Here is a 15,051-nt window from a genome sequence, read left to right as displayed (position 1 = left end):
ACAGGGTTGTCTTTAATTGTGATGAAATTCGGCGGCAGCTCCGTAGGCGATGCCGAGCGGATGAAACGTGTAGCCAAGCGGATTGTAGACCGTAAAAGAGAAGGACACCAATGCGTTATCGTTGTTTCGGCAATGGGCGATACGACGGATGATCTGATTGATCTGTCCAAGCAGATTTACGACGGACCTCCCCCGGCCAGAGAAATGGATATGCTGCTGAGTACGGGTGAGCAGGTATCGGTTTCTCTTCTGTCCATGGCGATACAAAGTCTTGGCGAGCCGGCTGTCTCTTATACCGGATGGCAGAGCGGAATGATTACCGAAGATGTACACGGCAAGGCACGCATTACCGACATCCAGCCTCACCGTCTGCACAAAGCTCTGGAGCGCGATGCCGTTGTGATTGTAGCGGGATTCCAGGGAATGACAGAGGATGGGGAAATTACAACGCTCGGACGCGGCGGCTCGGACACGACAGCTGTGGCTCTTGCAGCGGCTATCGAGGCCGACCTGTGCGAAATTTATACAGATGTGGACGGGATTTATTCCACAGATCCGCGTGTCGTTAAGAATGCGCGTAAATTGAAAGAAATTTCTTACGATGAAATGCTGGAGCTTGCCAACCTGGGAGCGGCAGTTCTTCATCCGAGAGCAGTAGAATATGCGAAAAATTACAATGTAGCACTTGTCGTTCGTTCGAGTTTTACACGGAACGAAGGCACGTCTGTCAAGGAGGAAGCGGAGATGGAACAAGGAATCGTCGTACGAGGCATCGCATTCGATAAAAATGTCGCAAGAATCAGCATTTTGGGCGTACCGGACAAACCCGGCCAACTGGCGAAAGTATTTACCTCGCTTGCGGCAGAACAAATCGATGTGGATATTATCGTACAGAGCGGCGTCCTGAACGGCTTGGCTGATTTCTCGTTCTCTGTTTCTCTATCCGACCGTGACAGAGCGCTTCAAACGATTGAGAACATCAAAGGCGAAATCGGATACCGTGATGTGACTTCCGAGGGTGATCTCGTCAAAATCTCGATCGTCGGCGCCGGTATGGTCAGCACTCCGGGTGTAGCGGCTAAAATGTTCGATGAGCTGTCGAAAATCGGTGTCAGCATCAACATGGTCTCGACTTCCGAGATTAAAATTTCCTGTGTCATTGACGGCAAGCAGCTGACTCAAGCTGTTCAGGTGCTTCACACTGCTTATGGCCTTGATACACAGGAGCAGGTTTATGTCGGCGGTCCTCAGGACAGACGGTAACGCAAGAAGTCAGGCTTTGCGGGCCTGAATGCCTATAGATTTAAAGCGCTCAACAAAAGAAGTGCCGATCAGGTCGTAATGACTGATCGGCACTTCTTTTATTAGGAAGAACAAGCAGGCGGCCGTCAGGAGATCCGGTCTGAAATAAACGTGAAGATTTTGAGAAGCACAGCCGTAATACCTGCCGCCATTAGGGGACCGACCGGTATTCCGCGCATAAAAACGATGCCGATAATAGAGCCGATCACAAGCCCCACGATAAGCTGAGGGTCTATTTTGAGCAGATCGAGTCCCTTTCCGTTCATATAAGTAGCGATGGCGCCGCCGGATAAAGCGAGAATACCGGGCCAGGTCGTAAAGACGGTCAAGACGTCCTTGTAGGAGATCCGTTCGCTTGCAAACGGCACCAGAACCCCCATCGTCAGAAAAAGCAGACCGAGCTCAAGACCCCTGCGCTCAATTGCGGGCAGAAAGCGGTCAAGGTTGATCAGCTTGACGACCAGCAGAATACATGCGGCCGTTGTGATGATGGGGGAACGGCCGATCATTCCGACTATGATGAGAATAACGAGCAGCAAATCTCCGTTCATTTTCATGCCCCTTGTACCAGTCTTTCTTCATTGTATGAAGAGTTGGACGGGTTTTAGAACGGCATAGGCTGATGCTCGGACAGCGGGACCAGTACGTTTCCGGTGAGCACCGGGACCAGTCGGCTCGTGTCAGCGCGGGCAGAGTACTCCAAATCTGCCCGGAAGCCAAGGCCGGAAAGCCGTCTGCCGTTATCGGAGTCCGTCAAGGCTTCGGCCAGTTGTCCGGCATGCCGCGTGTAGCAGGCCGCCATGGCTCTGCTGAAGTCGCAGATGCTCAGAGAGCTGCCGCTGCCGGATGAGAGCAGATGCGATACGATCTGGCCGGCGCATAGCCCATCCTCGAGGCAGAAAGCGCCCCGGGTGCCCGCGCACAGAATGACCGCGTCCCGCTGCCAATCCAGGACCGCCTGGGCGCAGGCGGCTCCGTTGAGCAAAGAGGCGGCCGCTACGTGACTGGCTTGCGAAGCTTTCTGCAGCGCGCGGGTTCCGTTCGTGGTCGTCAGGATGACGCGTCTTCCTTCCACGGCAGCGGGAGTATATTCGAGCGGTGAATTGCCCAGATCAAAGCCTGCGATACGCTCGCATCCCCGCTCGCCGCCAAGCACATCCCCCTGTGTATGAAGCTCCAGAGCCTCTTCAACGGTTTCCACCGGAACTACACAGCTGCTGCCGCTGCCGAGTGCAGCCAGGATCGTCGTGGTCGCTCGGAGTACATCAATAACCAGAACGGTTTTGCCGGCAAGATCTTCCGGGTGCACCGCAGTAAGAAAAGGAATGACGTCAATCCGCATGAACTTCGAACCCTTCGCCCTGGATTAACTTGCAAGGATCACACGGATCTCCCAAATGGAAGGTATCCGAGCGCAGCCCCCTCCGCAGCGCCTCCAGAGAAATGATGTCGGCAGGGGCAACATTGCCCAGATGGACACCCGGTCCGAGGATTTCCAGCAGGCGGATCTGCTGGTTCTTAAGCGGAGCCTCCCATAGAAGGACTTCGGGTCCCGGAACCTTCTTCAGCACATGCAGAAGCTCTTGATCCTTGCAGGATCCCTCTTCGTCGAAGATGCCGACACCGACGCCGGATTCTCTCGCTTCGATGGTTACCAGCTCCGCGCCCATCCCGATATCCCCGCTTATCGTCGCTACAAGTTCATCGACTTCAACAGACGAACCCCAGCACTTTTTACCGTATTCCGTAACGACTTTCAAGCCTGCCTGAATCCCTCGGACAATAAGTTCGCTTCGCTGGGTACGATCCATCTCGATGGTGCCGTCAGAAATTTCGACACAAGTAAATCCGAGAGAGGTGACCGTGTCGAAAAAAGAAGAAACAAGTCCGCTGCGCACAGCAACTTCGAGAAAGGTGCCTCCCGGATAAATATCAATGCCATATTCCTTCGCCATTTCAATCTTTCGCCGGAGCATCTCCCCCGGATAGAGGGCCGAGGTCCCGAATCCTAACTTAATATAATCTACATGTTCTCCCGCCGACTGAAGCAGGTCCTCGTAAGCATGGAGCCCGAGGCCTTTGTCCATCACCATGGTTTTTCCAAGAGTTCTCGGCTTGGCCTGACGAATTCTCGTCGGATCGGCGAGAGTCGGATGCCACTTTTTGCAAGAAGTTCCTTCCATGTCGTTTCACCTCGATGTTGTTCCCCGATGGGGTAAACTTCGTGTTCATCTTATGCGCTCATACAGGGGTATGTGCGGAGTATGCCTAAAAACAGACAGGCCCGCATATGGTGAATCAACAGGCGATTTTTGAGGGAAGCGGGGCTTAGATCGCGGGATGAATGTAAAGAGGTGATGATCACATGTTGAATAAAATTGTTCTTACTATGGCGTCCCTGCGCTTATTTTCCGGCACTCTGGAAATTGCGGCCGCTCTTCTTATGCTGCGTTTTAATCAGATCGAGAAGGCGCTGCTCGTGAACACGGGGCTTGCCTTGGCGGGGCCGCTTATCTTGTTGTCTACAACTACGATTGGATTAGTCGGCATTGCAGAGAAGCTTTCCTTTGGCAAAATGCTGTGGGTAGTGGCCGGAGTCAGCTGTATTTTTATAGGGATTTTGAAGAAATAAGGCGCATAATCGGGCAGGCTGGGCATACATATGGTTGTAGAAGACAGGACAACCCGGAGGAACGCTTATGCTGGACAACGTATTGATTCATCTGCCTGCTGCCGTACGAGCCGCTGTTGCTTCGCTCCCGGCATCCCTGCTCCATGTTGTGGAAGAAATCAGGATAAGGGAAGAGCGGCCGCTCGAAATCGTGTACGACAAGGGCTGCGCGTTTGTTACCCGGGATGGCAGGCAGACGGCTGTAGCGGACGATGCTTACAGGCCGACTCACGAGGAATGCAGAGGATTGCTGGAACTGTTGACCCGTCATTCGTTCTATTCGTTTGAGGAAGAGCTGAAAAGAGGGTATATTACGATGCCCGGCGGCCACCGGGTCGGCTTAGCCGGACAGGTGGTGCTTGAAGGCGGACAAGTTAAGCATATCCGGGAAGTCAGCTCCTTCAATATCCGAATCGCCCGGGAGCTGAAAGGGGCAGGAAGCCCGCTGCTTCCGTACCTGATTCATACAGAATCAGGATGTGTGCACCATACGCTCGTTGTATCGCCGCCGCAGCAGGGCAAAACTACTTTGATCCGCGATTTGGCCCGGCTTATCAGCAGCGGGGAAGGGATTTCTTCTGTTACCGGAGGGATCGGCTATAAAGTCGGGGTTGTGGATGAGAGGTCGGAGATAGCGGCTGCCGTCAAAGGCGTGCCGAAGTTTGACCTCGGACCCCGGACCGATGTGCTGGATGCCTGTCCGAAGGCCGAGGGAATGATGATGATGATCCGCTCTATGTCGCCGGAGGTATTGATCGTGGATGAGATCGGCCGTCCGGAAGACGCGGAAGCCATCCATGAGGCCGTTCATGCGGGCATTCGGATTATTGCTACGGCCCACGGGCGTGATTTGGCCGATATCCGCAAGCGTCCCGTGCTGCGCGGCCTCTTGGCGGACGGTGTATTCGGGCGCTGTACCGTGCTAGGCCGCTCCGGCGGCGGGCAGCGCAACATGCAGGTCTATGATGCCGCCGGCAAGCTGATGGCCGCACTTAGTCCGCCCAGCCTCAGCGCGGCGTCAAGCGAGCGGAGAGAGCTTGGCGGCAGGGCGGCCATGGGCAGCCGGGGGCTTGTGCCTCCGCAGGGCAAGCGATGAAGAGGAGCTGCCGCAGAAGGAGAACAAGAACATACGCTGCGGGGTATCCAGGCGGTTCACGCGCTGCGCTAAGCTGTTTCCGTGCGCTGTACTAAGCTGAATCCGCAGTGCATTATCACAACACCCCTTTAGCATGCTGCCGGGGACGAGGAGGAGTTCCGATGTGGGTCAAATTGGCGGGAGCAGCCCTCGTGCTGGCGGCGGGAGCTGGCTTCGGCTTTGCCAGAGCGCGGAGTTACCGCCGCCGTCCGCAGCAAATCCGAAGCATGATCCAAGCGCTTCAGCGGCTTGAGACGGAAATCGTGTACGGCGCTACACCCCTTCCGGAAGCGTTTCGTACACTCAGCCGGCAATCGGCCGAACCGTTCTGCGGCATGTTCCGCCAAGCGGCAGAGCGCCTGTCGGAGCCGAAAGATGACACGCTCAGCACCATCTGGAGCGAAGCGGTGCAGGGTGGCTGGCGGCGTTCGTCCATGAAGCCTGCCGAAATGCAGATTGTCCTCCGGCTCGGACAGACGCTGGGCTTAAGCGACCGTACCGATCAGGCGAAGCACCTGCGCTTGTCGGTCCTGCAGCTGCAGGCGGAGGAAACGAATGCGGCGGAAGAACAGAAGCGCTATGAAGCGATGTGGAGAAGCTTGGGTGTGCTGGTCGGAGCATTGATCGTCATTTTGATGTATTAAGTGGGGTGCCTAGCATGAACGTAGATGTCAATGCCATTTTTCAGATCGCCGGCATCGGAATTATTATCGCGATGATCCATACGGTTCTGAAGCAGATGGGAAAAGAAGACATGGCGCATTGGGTGACGGTCATTGGTTTCGTCGTTGTTCTCTTTATGGTGGTGAGGCTGCTGGATACCCTGTTCCAGGAAATCAAAACGATCTTTCTGTTCCAGTAGGGGGCCGCTGCCGTGGAGATCATTCAGATCGTTGGGCTGGGTCTAATCGCCACCGTCCTCATTCTCATTATCAAAGAGCAGAAACCGATGTTTGCCTTCCTGCTGGCGGCGTTTACAGGCATTCTCATCTTTCTTTTTCTGGTGGGTAAAATTGCTTCCGTTATTGAAGTGCTGGAAAATCTGGCTCAGCGATCGGGAGTAAATATGATTTTTCTGAAAACGATTCTCAAGATCATCGGCATTGCCTATATCGCTGAATTCGGCGCTCAAATCGTCCGCGATGCAGGCCAGGAATCGGTTGCTTCCAAGATTGAATTAGCCGGTAAAATTCTTATTATGGTAATGGCTATTCCCATTATTACCGTCATCATTGAAACAGTGGTCAAGCTTATTCCCGGATAAAAAAGTGGACAGGCAGCCGGAACACCCTCGGACACTTGGACTGGACAGGAGTGGAACACATTGACGCAGCAGCTATCGCACCGGAATTGGACGACGCTCGTACTTATATCCGCACTCTTCGTCAGCTTCCTCGGACAGATCTGGGCGCAGAACCCGCTGGATAGTCTAATGCAGCAGCAGGCCGGCAATCTCGATACGAATTCAGTCGAAACGTTCTGGAACAAGCTGATCAAGGATTACGGAGGGTATTTCCCGGAAAACAGGCCGCCCAGCTTTGCCGACCTGCTCTCAGGTGCGAAATCCCTCGACATGACGGGGATTCTGAAAGGTGCCCTGCGCTATTTCTTTCATGAGATTGTCGTCAACGGCAAGCTGCTTGTGTCTATCGTCATTCTGACGGTATTCTCCATGCTGCTGGAGACGCTGCAAAGCTCCTTTGAACGCAATAACGTAAGTAAAGTCGCATTTATCATTTCGTATCTCGTTCTGCTGATTATTGCCGTCAACAGTTTTCAGGTTGCCATTGATTATGCCAAATCGGCTATATCTTCGATGATTCATTTTATGATTGCGCTCATGCCGCTGCTGCTTTCCCTGCTGGCTTCGACGGGGGGGATCACCTCTGTAGCTGTGCTGCACCCGCTGATCGTATTTATGATCCATGCGGTGGGTACGGTTATTTACCTGTTCGTGTTTCCTCTTCTGTTTATTTCGGCTGTTCTGCATATCGTCAGCTCCATGTCGGACAAGTATAAAGTGACCCAACTGGCGAATCTGCTTCAGAAAATCAGTCTGGGAGTGCTTGGCGTGTTCCTGACCGTATTTCTGGGTGTGATTTCCGTGCAGGGAAGTATGGGAGCCATAACGGACGGCGTAACGCTGCGAACCGCCAAGTATATTGCGGGGAACTTCGTCCCGGTTGTGGGCCGGTTGTTCTCGGATGCAACGGAGACCGTGCTGGGCGCTTCACTGCTGGTCAAGAATGCGGTAGGCCTAGTCGGTGTGGTGATCGTCATTGTGCTCTGCGCTTTTCCGGCAATCAAAATTTTGGCGCTGGCGCTAATCTATCATGTCTGCGCTGCGGTTATGCAGCCTCTGGGCAACAGCCCGATTATCGGGTGCCTGGCCACGATCGGCAAGAGCATGATCTACGTCTTTGCATCGCTGGCAGCGGTTGGGCTGATGTTCTTCCTGGCTTTGACGATTATGATCGCGGCAGGCAATATGGCGGTTATGGTGCGTTAATGGATAACTTTCAAAAAAAATCGGCATATTTGTCTCCGAAAGCAAATATATACAAGCATAGGCGAACAAGCTCAGACAGCCCGAAGGGATCACAGAGGCTGTTCGCCTGGAAGGAGGCTTCTGCCGTGGACTGGCTGAGCGGCTGGCTCAAGACGGTCGTCGCGCTCATACTTCTCGCGACGTTTATCGAACTGATGCTCCCGACGAGCAAAATGCAGCGTTACGTAAGGACGGCGATGAGCCTGTTCATTCTCCTGACGCTGCTGTCCCCCGTGCTGGAAATAACCCGCAAAGGATGGGATCCCGGCAAGCTGCTTGCCGCTGCGCAGCTGGAGCAGAATCAGCAGGGGCTCCGGGCGGCAGGGGCGGGCGGGTCATCCGGACTTAAGTCCGTCAGCCCGCCTGCCGAGCCGGCCTCCCTGGAAGCGGTCCTGCAGCAGTCGGACCGGTTGAAGGCGGAGAATCAGCGGCAGGCACAGCGCCTGCTGGAGGAAGATCTTGCTGCAGGGATGAAACAAGAGCTGCAGCAGCAGACGGTCTATCCCATCCGGGAGCTGCGGGTCACGACAGAACTTGGCGGCAAGGCGAATCCTTCCGTCACCCGCGTGCAGATCGTGCTGGATGAACCGGATTCGCCTGCCGGCAGCCCGTCCCCCAGTTCGGGCGGTTCCGGCACTGCGGCGGCGGATGCAGGCGGCAATGGCGCAGGAAGTACCGGCGCCGGCGATTTGCCGCAGACCGGCCCAATCGCGCAGATCGAGCCGGTCGCACCTGTGGCGCGGGTGGAGATTTCCACCGAGCCTATAGGGGGGACCGCTTCGGGCGGGCCGGCAGACCCGGCAGAAGCATCCGCAGCTGCGGGCAGGCTTACCGCAGCGCAGCAAGAAGCGTCAGCCCGGCTGGTTAAAGCTATTCAGCTCGGCTGGCAGGTAGACCCCACTCACATTTCGGTGCAATGGACGAAGGAGCGAACGAAGCTTTAGAACTACCAGAATATGCGGCAGGGAGCGATGGTGAGGTGAGCGGATGGGCTTTTGGAAGCAGTGGAAAAGCAAACTATTCGGGGCAGGCGAGGATGGCAAACGTTCCAGTTCCTTACTATGGATTATACTGCTTGGTCTGGTCGGTGCCGCCCTGATGATTATGAGCTCGTTTCTGAACTTTAAAGAAATCGATCCTGCAGGTGACAGCAGGGCCTCTCCGGCTACGCAGCCGAGCAGCGAGACATTCATGGGTGGAGCGGCCAAGGAGAAGACTCCTTTCCGGGATTATGAGCTGGCTTACGAATCCCGGCTCCGGGACATTCTCCGTAAAATAGTCGGTGTAGGCGATGTGGAAGTACTCGTTACGATCGAATCCACCGAAGAAATCGTCGTCGAGAAAGATACGAAAGATTCGGAGCAGGTAACGACGGAAAAAGACACCAATGGAGCCTCGCGTAATATTTCGCAGATCACTAAAGAAGGCAAAGTGGTTCTGTATCAGGTGTCCAGTGACCAGCAGCCGCTTGTGGTCAAGACGATTAAACCCAAGGTCAGCGGTGTACTTGTCGTAGCCAAGGGGGTCGAAGACATGACAGTCAAGAAAATGATGACAGAAGCCGTTGCCCGAGGGATTGATGTACCGGTTCACCGCATTTCTGTCCTTCCGCGAAAGCAGGCAGAATAGCAGCAAATTGTTCGTTCATCCACCATTATCCGCAAGGAGGAATATCAAATGAATGCCAAAAGACAAACAATTTGGCTCGTTTCCATGCTGAGCCTGATGGTCGTACTTTCCGCTTATTACCTTTTTACAGAAGATGTAGACAAAATGGATTTGGCCTCTAATGCGCCCAAAACAGAAGAGGTTAAAATCGATTTGAGTCAGGTCTCGCCGGATCAGGCCGCAGCCATGCAAACCGGCAAAACGACCGCTGCCGATGCTAAAACGGGCGACAAGGCTGCGGATGCGGCCAAGACGGACCCCGCAAAATCGGCCGATGCCAAAGCCGCTGACCCCAAAGCTGCGGATCCCAAAGCCGCAGATCCGAAATCAGCAGAGAAAACGCCGGCCGATAAATCTGCGGCAGCCAAAGATGGCAAAGAAGAAGCGGCACCGGTATCGGCTGACGCGAAGGTATTGCAGCAAATGCAAGCCAGCAGCAAGTCCGGCCGCGATTACTTGACGAAGCTCCAGCTTGAGCGCAACGATCAGCTGGCTGCACAAACGGAGAAACTGCTGACGACCATTACAGATAATAAACAGTCGGCCGAAGCGGTCAGCAAGGCGCAGCAGCAGCTCCAGCAGATTGAAGATACAGTAACACGCGTCACGAATGTCGAGGATGTGTTGTCTAAAGACTACCCGAATGCGGTGCTGACTCAGGAAGGAAGCAAATGGAAAGTGACCGTTCAGGCCGAGAAGCTGGAAAAAAGCCAGGCTGTATCGATCGTAGAAACCGTGATGAAAGAACTGAACGTAGGACCCGAAGTTGCCGTTCAATACATTAAGTAACTGTAAAAAATTTGAAAATTTATAAATTACCTGACAAGTAAAGAGGATTTATGCGGTAGCAAATCGAATAAGGAATAAAGATCAGTGGAAAAGAGTCCGGATAACTGGACTCTTTCCATTTCTTGAGGTTGTGATATAATACATACGTCGTATTACGGCATCGGTTCACCATTTTTGAAGGAGTGACATGGATGTTCAAGCTGAGCGAAATTAAAGAATTGATGAAACTAATGGACCAGACGTCCCTGCAGGAACTCGAAATCGAGAATGAGGGTTCGCGTCTCCTTATACGCAAACCCAACAAAACCGAGTCCGTGGTTGTGACAAGTGCACCGCTGCAGCAGACATACGCGCCGGTTAACCCCCAGACAGCTGCATCTGCACTATCTGTACAGGCGTCTGCAACGGTTGGTTCGAATGTGGACGAGCAGAAGGAATCGGATTCCGGATTACATAAAATCGTGTCACCTATGGTCGGAACATTCTACGAAGCAGCATCCCCCGGATCCGCCCCGTTTGTGTCCAAAGGATCTAAAGTCAGCGACAAGACCGCTGTGTGCATTATCGAAGCGATGAAGCTGATGAATGAAATTGAGGCGGAAATAAAAGGTGAGATCGTCGAAGTTCTGGTTCAGAACGGCCAGTTAGTGGAATACGGCCAGCCTCTGTTCTTGGTGAAGCCGGAGTGATTGAACGGAGGGAAGTTATGCGTTTTCAGAAAGTCTTAATTGCTAACCGTGGTGAAATTGCTGTGCGCATTATCCGTGCCTGCCGTGAACTCGGCATTCAGTCCATTGCCGTGTATTCGGAAGCCGACCGTGATGCGCTGCATGTAAGAATGGCAGACGAAGCGTACTGCATCGGACCGACAGCATCCAAAGACAGCTATCTTAATTTTACAAATATTATGAGCGTGGCTACACTTACGGATGCAGATGCCATCCATCCCGGTTATGGCTTCCTTGCAGAGAATGCCGATTTTGCCGAGATTTGTGAAAGCTGCAATATTACCTTTATCGGTCCTTCTCCGGAAGCCATTACGAGAATGGGGGACAAGGCCGTCGCCAAGCAGACCATGAAAGACGCGGGCGTACCGGTTATTCCGGGTTCCGACGGTCTGATTGAAGATCTGGAAGACGCAATCCGTCTTGGACGTGAAATCGGTTATCCGGTCATTATCAAGGCTACTGCAGGCGGAGGCGGTAAAGGCATCCGTATTGCGGAGAGCGAGGACATGCTTGTCCAGCACATCACCACTGCCCAGCAGGAAGCGGAACTCAACTTCGGTAATTCCGGCGTCTACCTGGAGAAATACTTAACGGGCATGAAACATGTCGAGATTCAAATCATTGCGGACAAGCATGGCAATGCCGTTCACCTCGGTGAACGCGATTGTTCCGTGCAGCGCCGGAGACAGAAGCTTGTGGAAGAAGCTCCATGCCCGACCCTCTCTCCGGAAACCCGCCAGGCTATGGGAGATGCGGCTGTCCGCGCCGCCAAGGCTGTTAATTACTCCGGAGCAGGTACACTGGAGTTTCTGCTCGGACCGGACGGGAATTTCTACTTTATGGAAATGAACACCCGGATTCAAGTGGAACACCCGGTGACCGAGTACGTAACGGGTGTCGACCTGATCAAAGAAATGATCCGCGCGGCCGAAGGCCATCCGCTGCCGTTTACGCAGGAAGATATTCAGATCAACGGATGGGCCATCGAATGCCGGATCAATGCAGAGGACTCCGAGCGGAATTTTATGCCTTCACCGGGCCGCGTTGACTTTTATCTGCCTCCGGGCGGAATTGGTGTCCGTGTAGACAGCGCCGCTTATCCGGGCTACGTCATTCCTCCGCATTATGACTCCATGATCGCCAAACTGATCGTTTGGGGAGCGACTCGTGAAGAAGCCGTTAACCGTATGAAACGCGCGCTTGCCGAATTTGCAATCGATGGTGTTCATACGACGATACCGTTTCATTTGAAACTTCTTAATCATCGTAAATTCCTTAGCGGGGATTTCGATATTAAGTTCCTCGAAGAACATGACGTGAACGATCCGGAGTCCTAGACCCGGATTCGTTGTCATAAATTTGGCGGAATGGTATAGTATTTAATTAATGGGCTTATCCCAAACGTGCAGGAGGTGTGCATAAGAATGACGATGATTGCAGCGGATTATGAGAAGACAGATATGGGCACCATTCAAATTGCGCCGGAAGTAATTGAAGTGATCGCAGGTCTTGCGACAGTTGAGGTTGAAGGTGTTGCGGGCATGAGCGGCGGTTTTGTTAACGGCATCACCGAACTCTTGGGCCGCAAAAATTTTGCCAAAGGCATTAAGGTTGAAGTAGGCCAGCGTGAAGCGGCTATCGATGTTTCAATCGTAATGGAATTTGGCCACCGCATTCCCGAAGTGGCAGGCAAGATCCAACAGAACGTCAAGCAGGCAATCGAATCCATGACGGGTCTGAGCGTAGTGGAAGTGAACGTTCACATTCACGATGTCCAGTTCAAAGCGGCAGAGAAGCCTGTAGAAGAAGAAACAGCGGTAAACCGTGTCAAATAATAAATAGCAGCGGCTACATCTAACCCCCAACCGCGAAGGACGGGGGTTCCTCACTTATTTCGGAAGGAGCCAACAGCTGTGGTCAAAATACTAGACAGACTCCTGTTATTTCTATACAGCCTCGTAATATTGCTTATATCCGCCATTGCCGTACTCGCAGCCTTCCAGCTCATTCCGGTAAGAACGACCGAATACTACCTGGGGTATGTGTTCGACAGAGGGTTTACCTGGGAGAAAGTCGCTGTTATCACAGGCGGCATTCTTATTTTCCTGCTCAGCCTCCGGTTTTTCTATATATCGGTACGCAGGAGCCGCACACAAGCCTCTTCGATCGACCAGAGATCCGAGATTGGCGATATTCGTATTTCCGTGGAAACCGTTGAGAACTTATCTTTAAAAGCGGCCGGCAGAACACGCGGTGTCCGCGACTTGCGCGCAAGGGTTAAAGTGAGTGAAGCCGGGCTTGACATAAACATCCGCACGGTGGTAGACGGGGAAAGCTCTATTCCGGAAATTACCGAAGAAATGCAGAACGCCGTCAAGAGCCATGTGGAAGAAATTACGGGCATCCCCGTTGCGCATGTATCGGTTTATGTGGCGAATATCGTTCAAAGCGCCCCCACGTTTAAAAGCCGGGTAGAATAGAGGTGAACCTGCACATGTTAAAACGATTATGGCAGGAACATCCGGGAACGATTGCTGGCGCAGCGGGCGGTCTGCTGCTCGGTCTGGTGTACCTGATCGCCGGATTCTGGGACATGCTGATTTTTGCATTTATCGTGTTTTTGGGATATTATATCGGCAAAAAGCTGGATCAAGGAGAGGATCTTCTTCTTCCTTTTCAGACCCTCTGGCAATTCCTTTCGCAAAAATGGAGAATGTTTCGATGAAATCCTTGGTTCATCCTTGGATTTTTTTGTTTGGGTTGGATTTAAAATGACGTATACTAGACGTATGTGAAATGACTAGCGGTTTTTAAGATTTGGGAGGATTACAGGTATGAGGCGTAGAGTAGCCAGAGAAATTGCATTACAGAGTTTGTACCAGATCGACATGAATGGTGTTTCGGCTCACGAGGCTGTGGAAGTGGCCGTGCACGAAGCAGAGAATGAGAATGAAGCGCAGGTTGACGGCAAGGAGAAAATTATGCCGGAATATATCCGTGAGCTGGTAACTGGAACGCTAAACAACCGTGATCGTATTGATCAGCTGCTTTCCGGATATCTCAAAGGCTGGCAGATAGACCGACTGTCCCGTGTGGATCGGGAAGTTCTTAGACTGGCTGCTTTTGAAATGCTGTTCCAGGAAGATGTGCCGCCCAAAGTTGTCGTAAACGAAGCGATTGATCTGGCCAAGCATTTCGGCACGGATGATTCAGGCAAGTTCGTTAACGGGGTATTGGGTAAGATGATCAAAGATGCGGATGCGCTTAGAGATGAAGTCCGCAAGGGTAAAGAATAACAGAGATACCAATGGGGTAGATGAGAGGAGAACCGTCATGGCAGCAGAAGTGATTAACGGCAAAGAGATCGTAAGTTCGATTCGCGGAGAGATCAAGCAAGAAGTGGCGGAGCTTATTTCGAGCGGGACAACGCCGGGTCTGGTCGTCATTATTGTCGGAGACGATCAGGCTTCGCATGTTTACGTCAATAACAAGGAAAAGGCTTGCGCGCAGGTCGGAATTAAGTCTCATGTCCATCGTCTTCCGGCAGATACGTCTCAAGAGAAGTTAGTGAAGCTGATCCACAAGTACAATGAAAATCCGGAGTTTCACGGGATTCTGGTTCAATCTCCACTGCCTAAACATATTAACGAAGAGCAGGTTGTGGACGAAATCACCCCGGGTAAAGACGTGGACTGTTTTCACCCCGTTAACGTAGGGAATCTCATGATCGGCAAAGAAGGAATGCTCCCGTGCACTCCCGCCGGAGTTATGGAAGTATTGAAAAGGATTGGCGTCTCCCCTGCAGGCAAGCATGCCGTAGTAGTCGGACGGAGCAACATTGTCGGCAAGCCTATGGCTATGCTGCTGCTCCGCGAGCATGCAACGGTGACGATCTGTCATTCACGTACACCTAATTTGCAGGACATTACCCGGCAGGCGGATATCCTGGTTGCCGCAGTGGGTAAAGCGAATGTTATCGAAGATAAGCACGTGAAACCGGGTGCTGTCGTCATTGACGTGGGCATGAACCGTAATGCCGAAGGCAAGCTGTGCGGTGACGTTGATTTTGATGCGGTCAAAGACATCGCAGGCTATATCACGCCGGTTCCCGGCTGCGTAGGTCCGATGACGATCACCATGCTGCTCAAGAACACGCTGAGTTCCGCTCGCCGTGCGTCGCTATCAGGTACGGCAGCGGGCCTGTAGAGCG

General features: G+C 52.9%; 20 protein-coding genes. 17 read left to right on the top strand and 3 right to left on the bottom strand.

Annotated features, from left to right (window positions below; all coding sequences use genetic code 11):
• Positions 1-6: 6 nt before the first annotated feature.
• A complete protein-coding gene (locus tag EDM21_RS11650) occupies positions 7-1,263 on the top strand; it encodes an aspartate kinase (protein ID WP_157335620.1) in 1,257 nt (418 codons plus the stop codon).
• A 125-nt stretch (positions 1,264-1,388) separates the two neighbouring features.
• On the opposite strand, the gene EDM21_RS11645 is transcribed toward EDM21_RS11650, so the two are convergent.
• Genes EDM21_RS11645 through comA form a run of 3 tightly spaced genes read right to left on the bottom strand, consistent with a single transcriptional unit; the run spans position 1,389 to position 3,485 of the window.
• Positions 1,389-1,853 carry a DUF441 domain-containing protein gene (locus EDM21_RS11645; protein WP_068775279.1) on the bottom strand — a complete coding sequence of 155 codons (465 nt, stop codon included), beginning with the start codon at positions 1,851-1,853 and terminating at the stop codon, positions 1,389-1,391.
• A gap of 53 nt (positions 1,854-1,906) precedes the next feature.
• Positions 1,907-2,644 (bottom strand): 2-phosphosulfolactate phosphatase, encoded by a 738-nt coding sequence (locus EDM21_RS11640; protein WP_157335619.1) that lies wholly within the window; start codon positions 2,642-2,644, stop codon positions 1,907-1,909.
• Positions 2,634-3,485, bottom strand: coding sequence for a phosphosulfolactate synthase (gene comA, locus EDM21_RS11635; RefSeq protein WP_157335618.1), 852 nt, complete (start codon positions 3,483-3,485; stop codon positions 2,634-2,636). Before comA ends, EDM21_RS11640 begins: the two co-directional genes overlap by 11 nt.
• Before the next feature lie 182 nt (positions 3,486-3,667).
• Between comA and EDM21_RS11630 the strand changes: the two genes are divergently transcribed.
• The 16 genes from EDM21_RS11630 (at position 3,668) to folD (ending at position 15,047) form a co-directional block, all read left to right on the top strand.
• A complete protein-coding gene (locus EDM21_RS11630; protein ID WP_157335617.1) occupies positions 3,668-3,934 on the top strand; it encodes a YqhV family protein in 267 nt (88 codons plus the stop codon).
• Positions 3,935-4,001: 67 nt separating this feature from the next.
• Entirely contained in the window at positions 4,002-5,069 is a 1,068-nt protein-coding gene (gene spoIIIAA / locus EDM21_RS11625; protein ID WP_157335616.1) for a stage III sporulation protein AA, read from the top strand.
• Positions 5,070-5,230: 161 nt separating this feature from the next.
• Positions 5,231-5,752 carry a stage III sporulation protein SpoIIIAB gene (gene spoIIIAB, locus EDM21_RS11620; protein WP_157335614.1) on the top strand — a complete coding sequence of 174 codons (522 nt, stop codon included), beginning with the start codon at positions 5,231-5,233 and terminating at the stop codon, positions 5,750-5,752.
• Between the two features lie 14 nt (positions 5,753-5,766).
• Positions 5,767-5,970, top strand: coding sequence for a stage III sporulation protein AC (gene spoIIIAC, locus EDM21_RS11615; protein ID WP_068775284.1), 204 nt, complete (start codon positions 5,767-5,769; stop codon positions 5,968-5,970).
• A gap of 12 nt (positions 5,971-5,982) precedes the next feature.
• Positions 5,983-6,372, top strand: coding sequence for a stage III sporulation protein AD (spoIIIAD, locus tag EDM21_RS11610; protein WP_166541960.1), 390 nt, complete (start codon positions 5,983-5,985; stop codon positions 6,370-6,372).
• 60 nt (positions 6,373-6,432) lie between these two features.
• Positions 6,433-7,617 carry a stage III sporulation protein AE gene (spoIIIAE, locus tag EDM21_RS11605; protein WP_157335613.1) on the top strand — a complete coding sequence of 395 codons (1,185 nt, stop codon included), beginning with the start codon at positions 6,433-6,435 and terminating at the stop codon, positions 7,615-7,617.
• Positions 7,618-7,742: 125 nt separating this feature from the next.
• The gene (gene spoIIIAF, locus EDM21_RS11600) at positions 7,743-8,600 is read left to right on the top strand and encodes a stage III sporulation protein AF (protein WP_338043972.1); all 858 of its coding nucleotides are present in this window, start codon (positions 7,743-7,745) and stop codon (positions 8,598-8,600) included.
• Positions 8,601-8,643: 43 nt separating this feature from the next.
• A complete protein-coding gene (spoIIIAG, locus tag EDM21_RS11595; protein WP_157335611.1) occupies positions 8,644-9,285 on the top strand; it encodes a stage III sporulation protein AG in 642 nt (213 codons plus the stop codon).
• A 48-nt stretch (positions 9,286-9,333) separates the two neighbouring features.
• Entirely contained in the window at positions 9,334-10,113 is a 780-nt protein-coding gene (locus EDM21_RS11590) for a SpoIIIAH-like family protein (protein WP_157335610.1), read from the top strand.
• A gap of 191 nt (positions 10,114-10,304) precedes the next feature.
• Complete coding sequence (accB, locus tag EDM21_RS11585) at positions 10,305-10,802, top strand: acetyl-CoA carboxylase biotin carboxyl carrier protein (protein WP_157335609.1); 498 nt, start codon at positions 10,305-10,307, stop codon at positions 10,800-10,802.
• Between the two features lie 17 nt (positions 10,803-10,819).
• A complete protein-coding gene (gene accC, locus EDM21_RS11580; protein WP_157335608.1) occupies positions 10,820-12,178 on the top strand; it encodes an acetyl-CoA carboxylase biotin carboxylase subunit in 1,359 nt (452 codons plus the stop codon).
• 87 nt (positions 12,179-12,265) lie between these two features.
• Positions 12,266-12,676 (top strand): Asp23/Gls24 family envelope stress response protein, encoded by a 411-nt coding sequence (locus EDM21_RS11575; RefSeq protein WP_068775292.1) that lies wholly within the window; start codon positions 12,266-12,268, stop codon positions 12,674-12,676.
• 78 nt (positions 12,677-12,754) lie between these two features.
• Positions 12,755-13,321, top strand: a complete 567-nt coding sequence (amaP, locus tag EDM21_RS11570) for an alkaline shock response membrane anchor protein AmaP (RefSeq protein ID WP_166541959.1) — start codon at positions 12,755-12,757, stop codon at positions 13,319-13,321.
• 14 nt (positions 13,322-13,335) lie between these two features.
• Positions 13,336-13,566, top strand: a complete 231-nt coding sequence (locus tag EDM21_RS11565; protein WP_068775294.1) for a DUF2273 domain-containing protein — start codon at positions 13,336-13,338, stop codon at positions 13,564-13,566.
• Between the two features lie 109 nt (positions 13,567-13,675).
• The gene (gene nusB / locus EDM21_RS11560; RefSeq protein ID WP_157335607.1) at positions 13,676-14,137 is read left to right on the top strand and encodes a transcription antitermination factor NusB; all 462 of its coding nucleotides are present in this window, start codon (positions 13,676-13,678) and stop codon (positions 14,135-14,137) included.
• A 37-nt stretch (positions 14,138-14,174) separates the two neighbouring features.
• On the top strand, positions 14,175-15,047 hold the full coding sequence (folD, locus tag EDM21_RS11555) for a bifunctional methylenetetrahydrofolate dehydrogenase/methenyltetrahydrofolate cyclohydrolase FolD (RefSeq protein WP_157335606.1): 873 nt from the start codon (positions 14,175-14,177) through the stop codon (positions 15,045-15,047).
• Positions 15,048-15,051: the final 4 nt, after the last annotated feature.

This window comes from Paenibacillus lutrae, from assembly GCF_009757775.1.
Classification (GTDB): domain Bacteria; phylum Bacillota; class Bacilli; order Paenibacillales; family NBRC-103111; genus Paenibacillus_F; species Paenibacillus_F lutrae.
This window is presented reverse-complemented; position numbering and strand designations above follow the sequence as displayed.

What these genes read in the sequence shown, in the direction of transcription:
- EDM21_RS11645 (WP_068775279.1), bottom strand. Translation starts at nt 1,853, where the DNA reads ATGAACGGAGATTTGCTGCTCGTTATTCTCATCATAGTCGGAATGATC.
- EDM21_RS11640 (WP_157335619.1), bottom strand. Translation starts at nt 2,644, where the DNA reads ATGCGGATTGACGTCATTCCTTTTCTTACTGCGGTGCACCCGGAAGAT.
- comA (WP_157335618.1), bottom strand. Translation starts at nt 3,485, where the DNA reads ATGGAAGGAACTTCTTGCAAAAAGTGGCATCCGACTCTCGCCGATCCG.
- EDM21_RS11630 (WP_157335617.1), top strand. Translation starts at nt 3,668, where the DNA reads ATGTTGAATAAAATTGTTCTTACTATGGCGTCCCTGCGCTTATTTTCC.
- spoIIIAA (WP_157335616.1), top strand. Translation starts at nt 4,002, where the DNA reads ATGCTGGACAACGTATTGATTCATCTGCCTGCTGCCGTACGAGCCGCT.
- spoIIIAB (WP_157335614.1), top strand. Translation starts at nt 5,231, where the DNA reads ATGTGGGTCAAATTGGCGGGAGCAGCCCTCGTGCTGGCGGCGGGAGCT.
- spoIIIAC (WP_068775284.1), top strand. Translation starts at nt 5,767, where the DNA reads ATGAACGTAGATGTCAATGCCATTTTTCAGATCGCCGGCATCGGAATT.
- spoIIIAG (WP_157335611.1), top strand. Translation starts at nt 8,644, where the DNA reads ATGGGCTTTTGGAAGCAGTGGAAAAGCAAACTATTCGGGGCAGGCGAG.
- EDM21_RS11590 (WP_157335610.1), top strand. Translation starts at nt 9,334, where the DNA reads ATGAATGCCAAAAGACAAACAATTTGGCTCGTTTCCATGCTGAGCCTG.
- accB (WP_157335609.1), top strand. Translation starts at nt 10,305, where the DNA reads ATGTTCAAGCTGAGCGAAATTAAAGAATTGATGAAACTAATGGACCAG.
- accC (WP_157335608.1), top strand. Translation starts at nt 10,820, where the DNA reads ATGCGTTTTCAGAAAGTCTTAATTGCTAACCGTGGTGAAATTGCTGTG.
- EDM21_RS11575 (WP_068775292.1), top strand. Translation starts at nt 12,266, where the DNA reads ATGACGATGATTGCAGCGGATTATGAGAAGACAGATATGGGCACCATT.
- EDM21_RS11565 (WP_068775294.1), top strand. Translation starts at nt 13,336, where the DNA reads ATGTTAAAACGATTATGGCAGGAACATCCGGGAACGATTGCTGGCGCA.
- nusB (WP_157335607.1), top strand. Translation starts at nt 13,676, where the DNA reads ATGAGGCGTAGAGTAGCCAGAGAAATTGCATTACAGAGTTTGTACCAG.
- folD (WP_157335606.1), top strand. Translation starts at nt 14,175, where the DNA reads ATGGCAGCAGAAGTGATTAACGGCAAAGAGATCGTAAGTTCGATTCGC.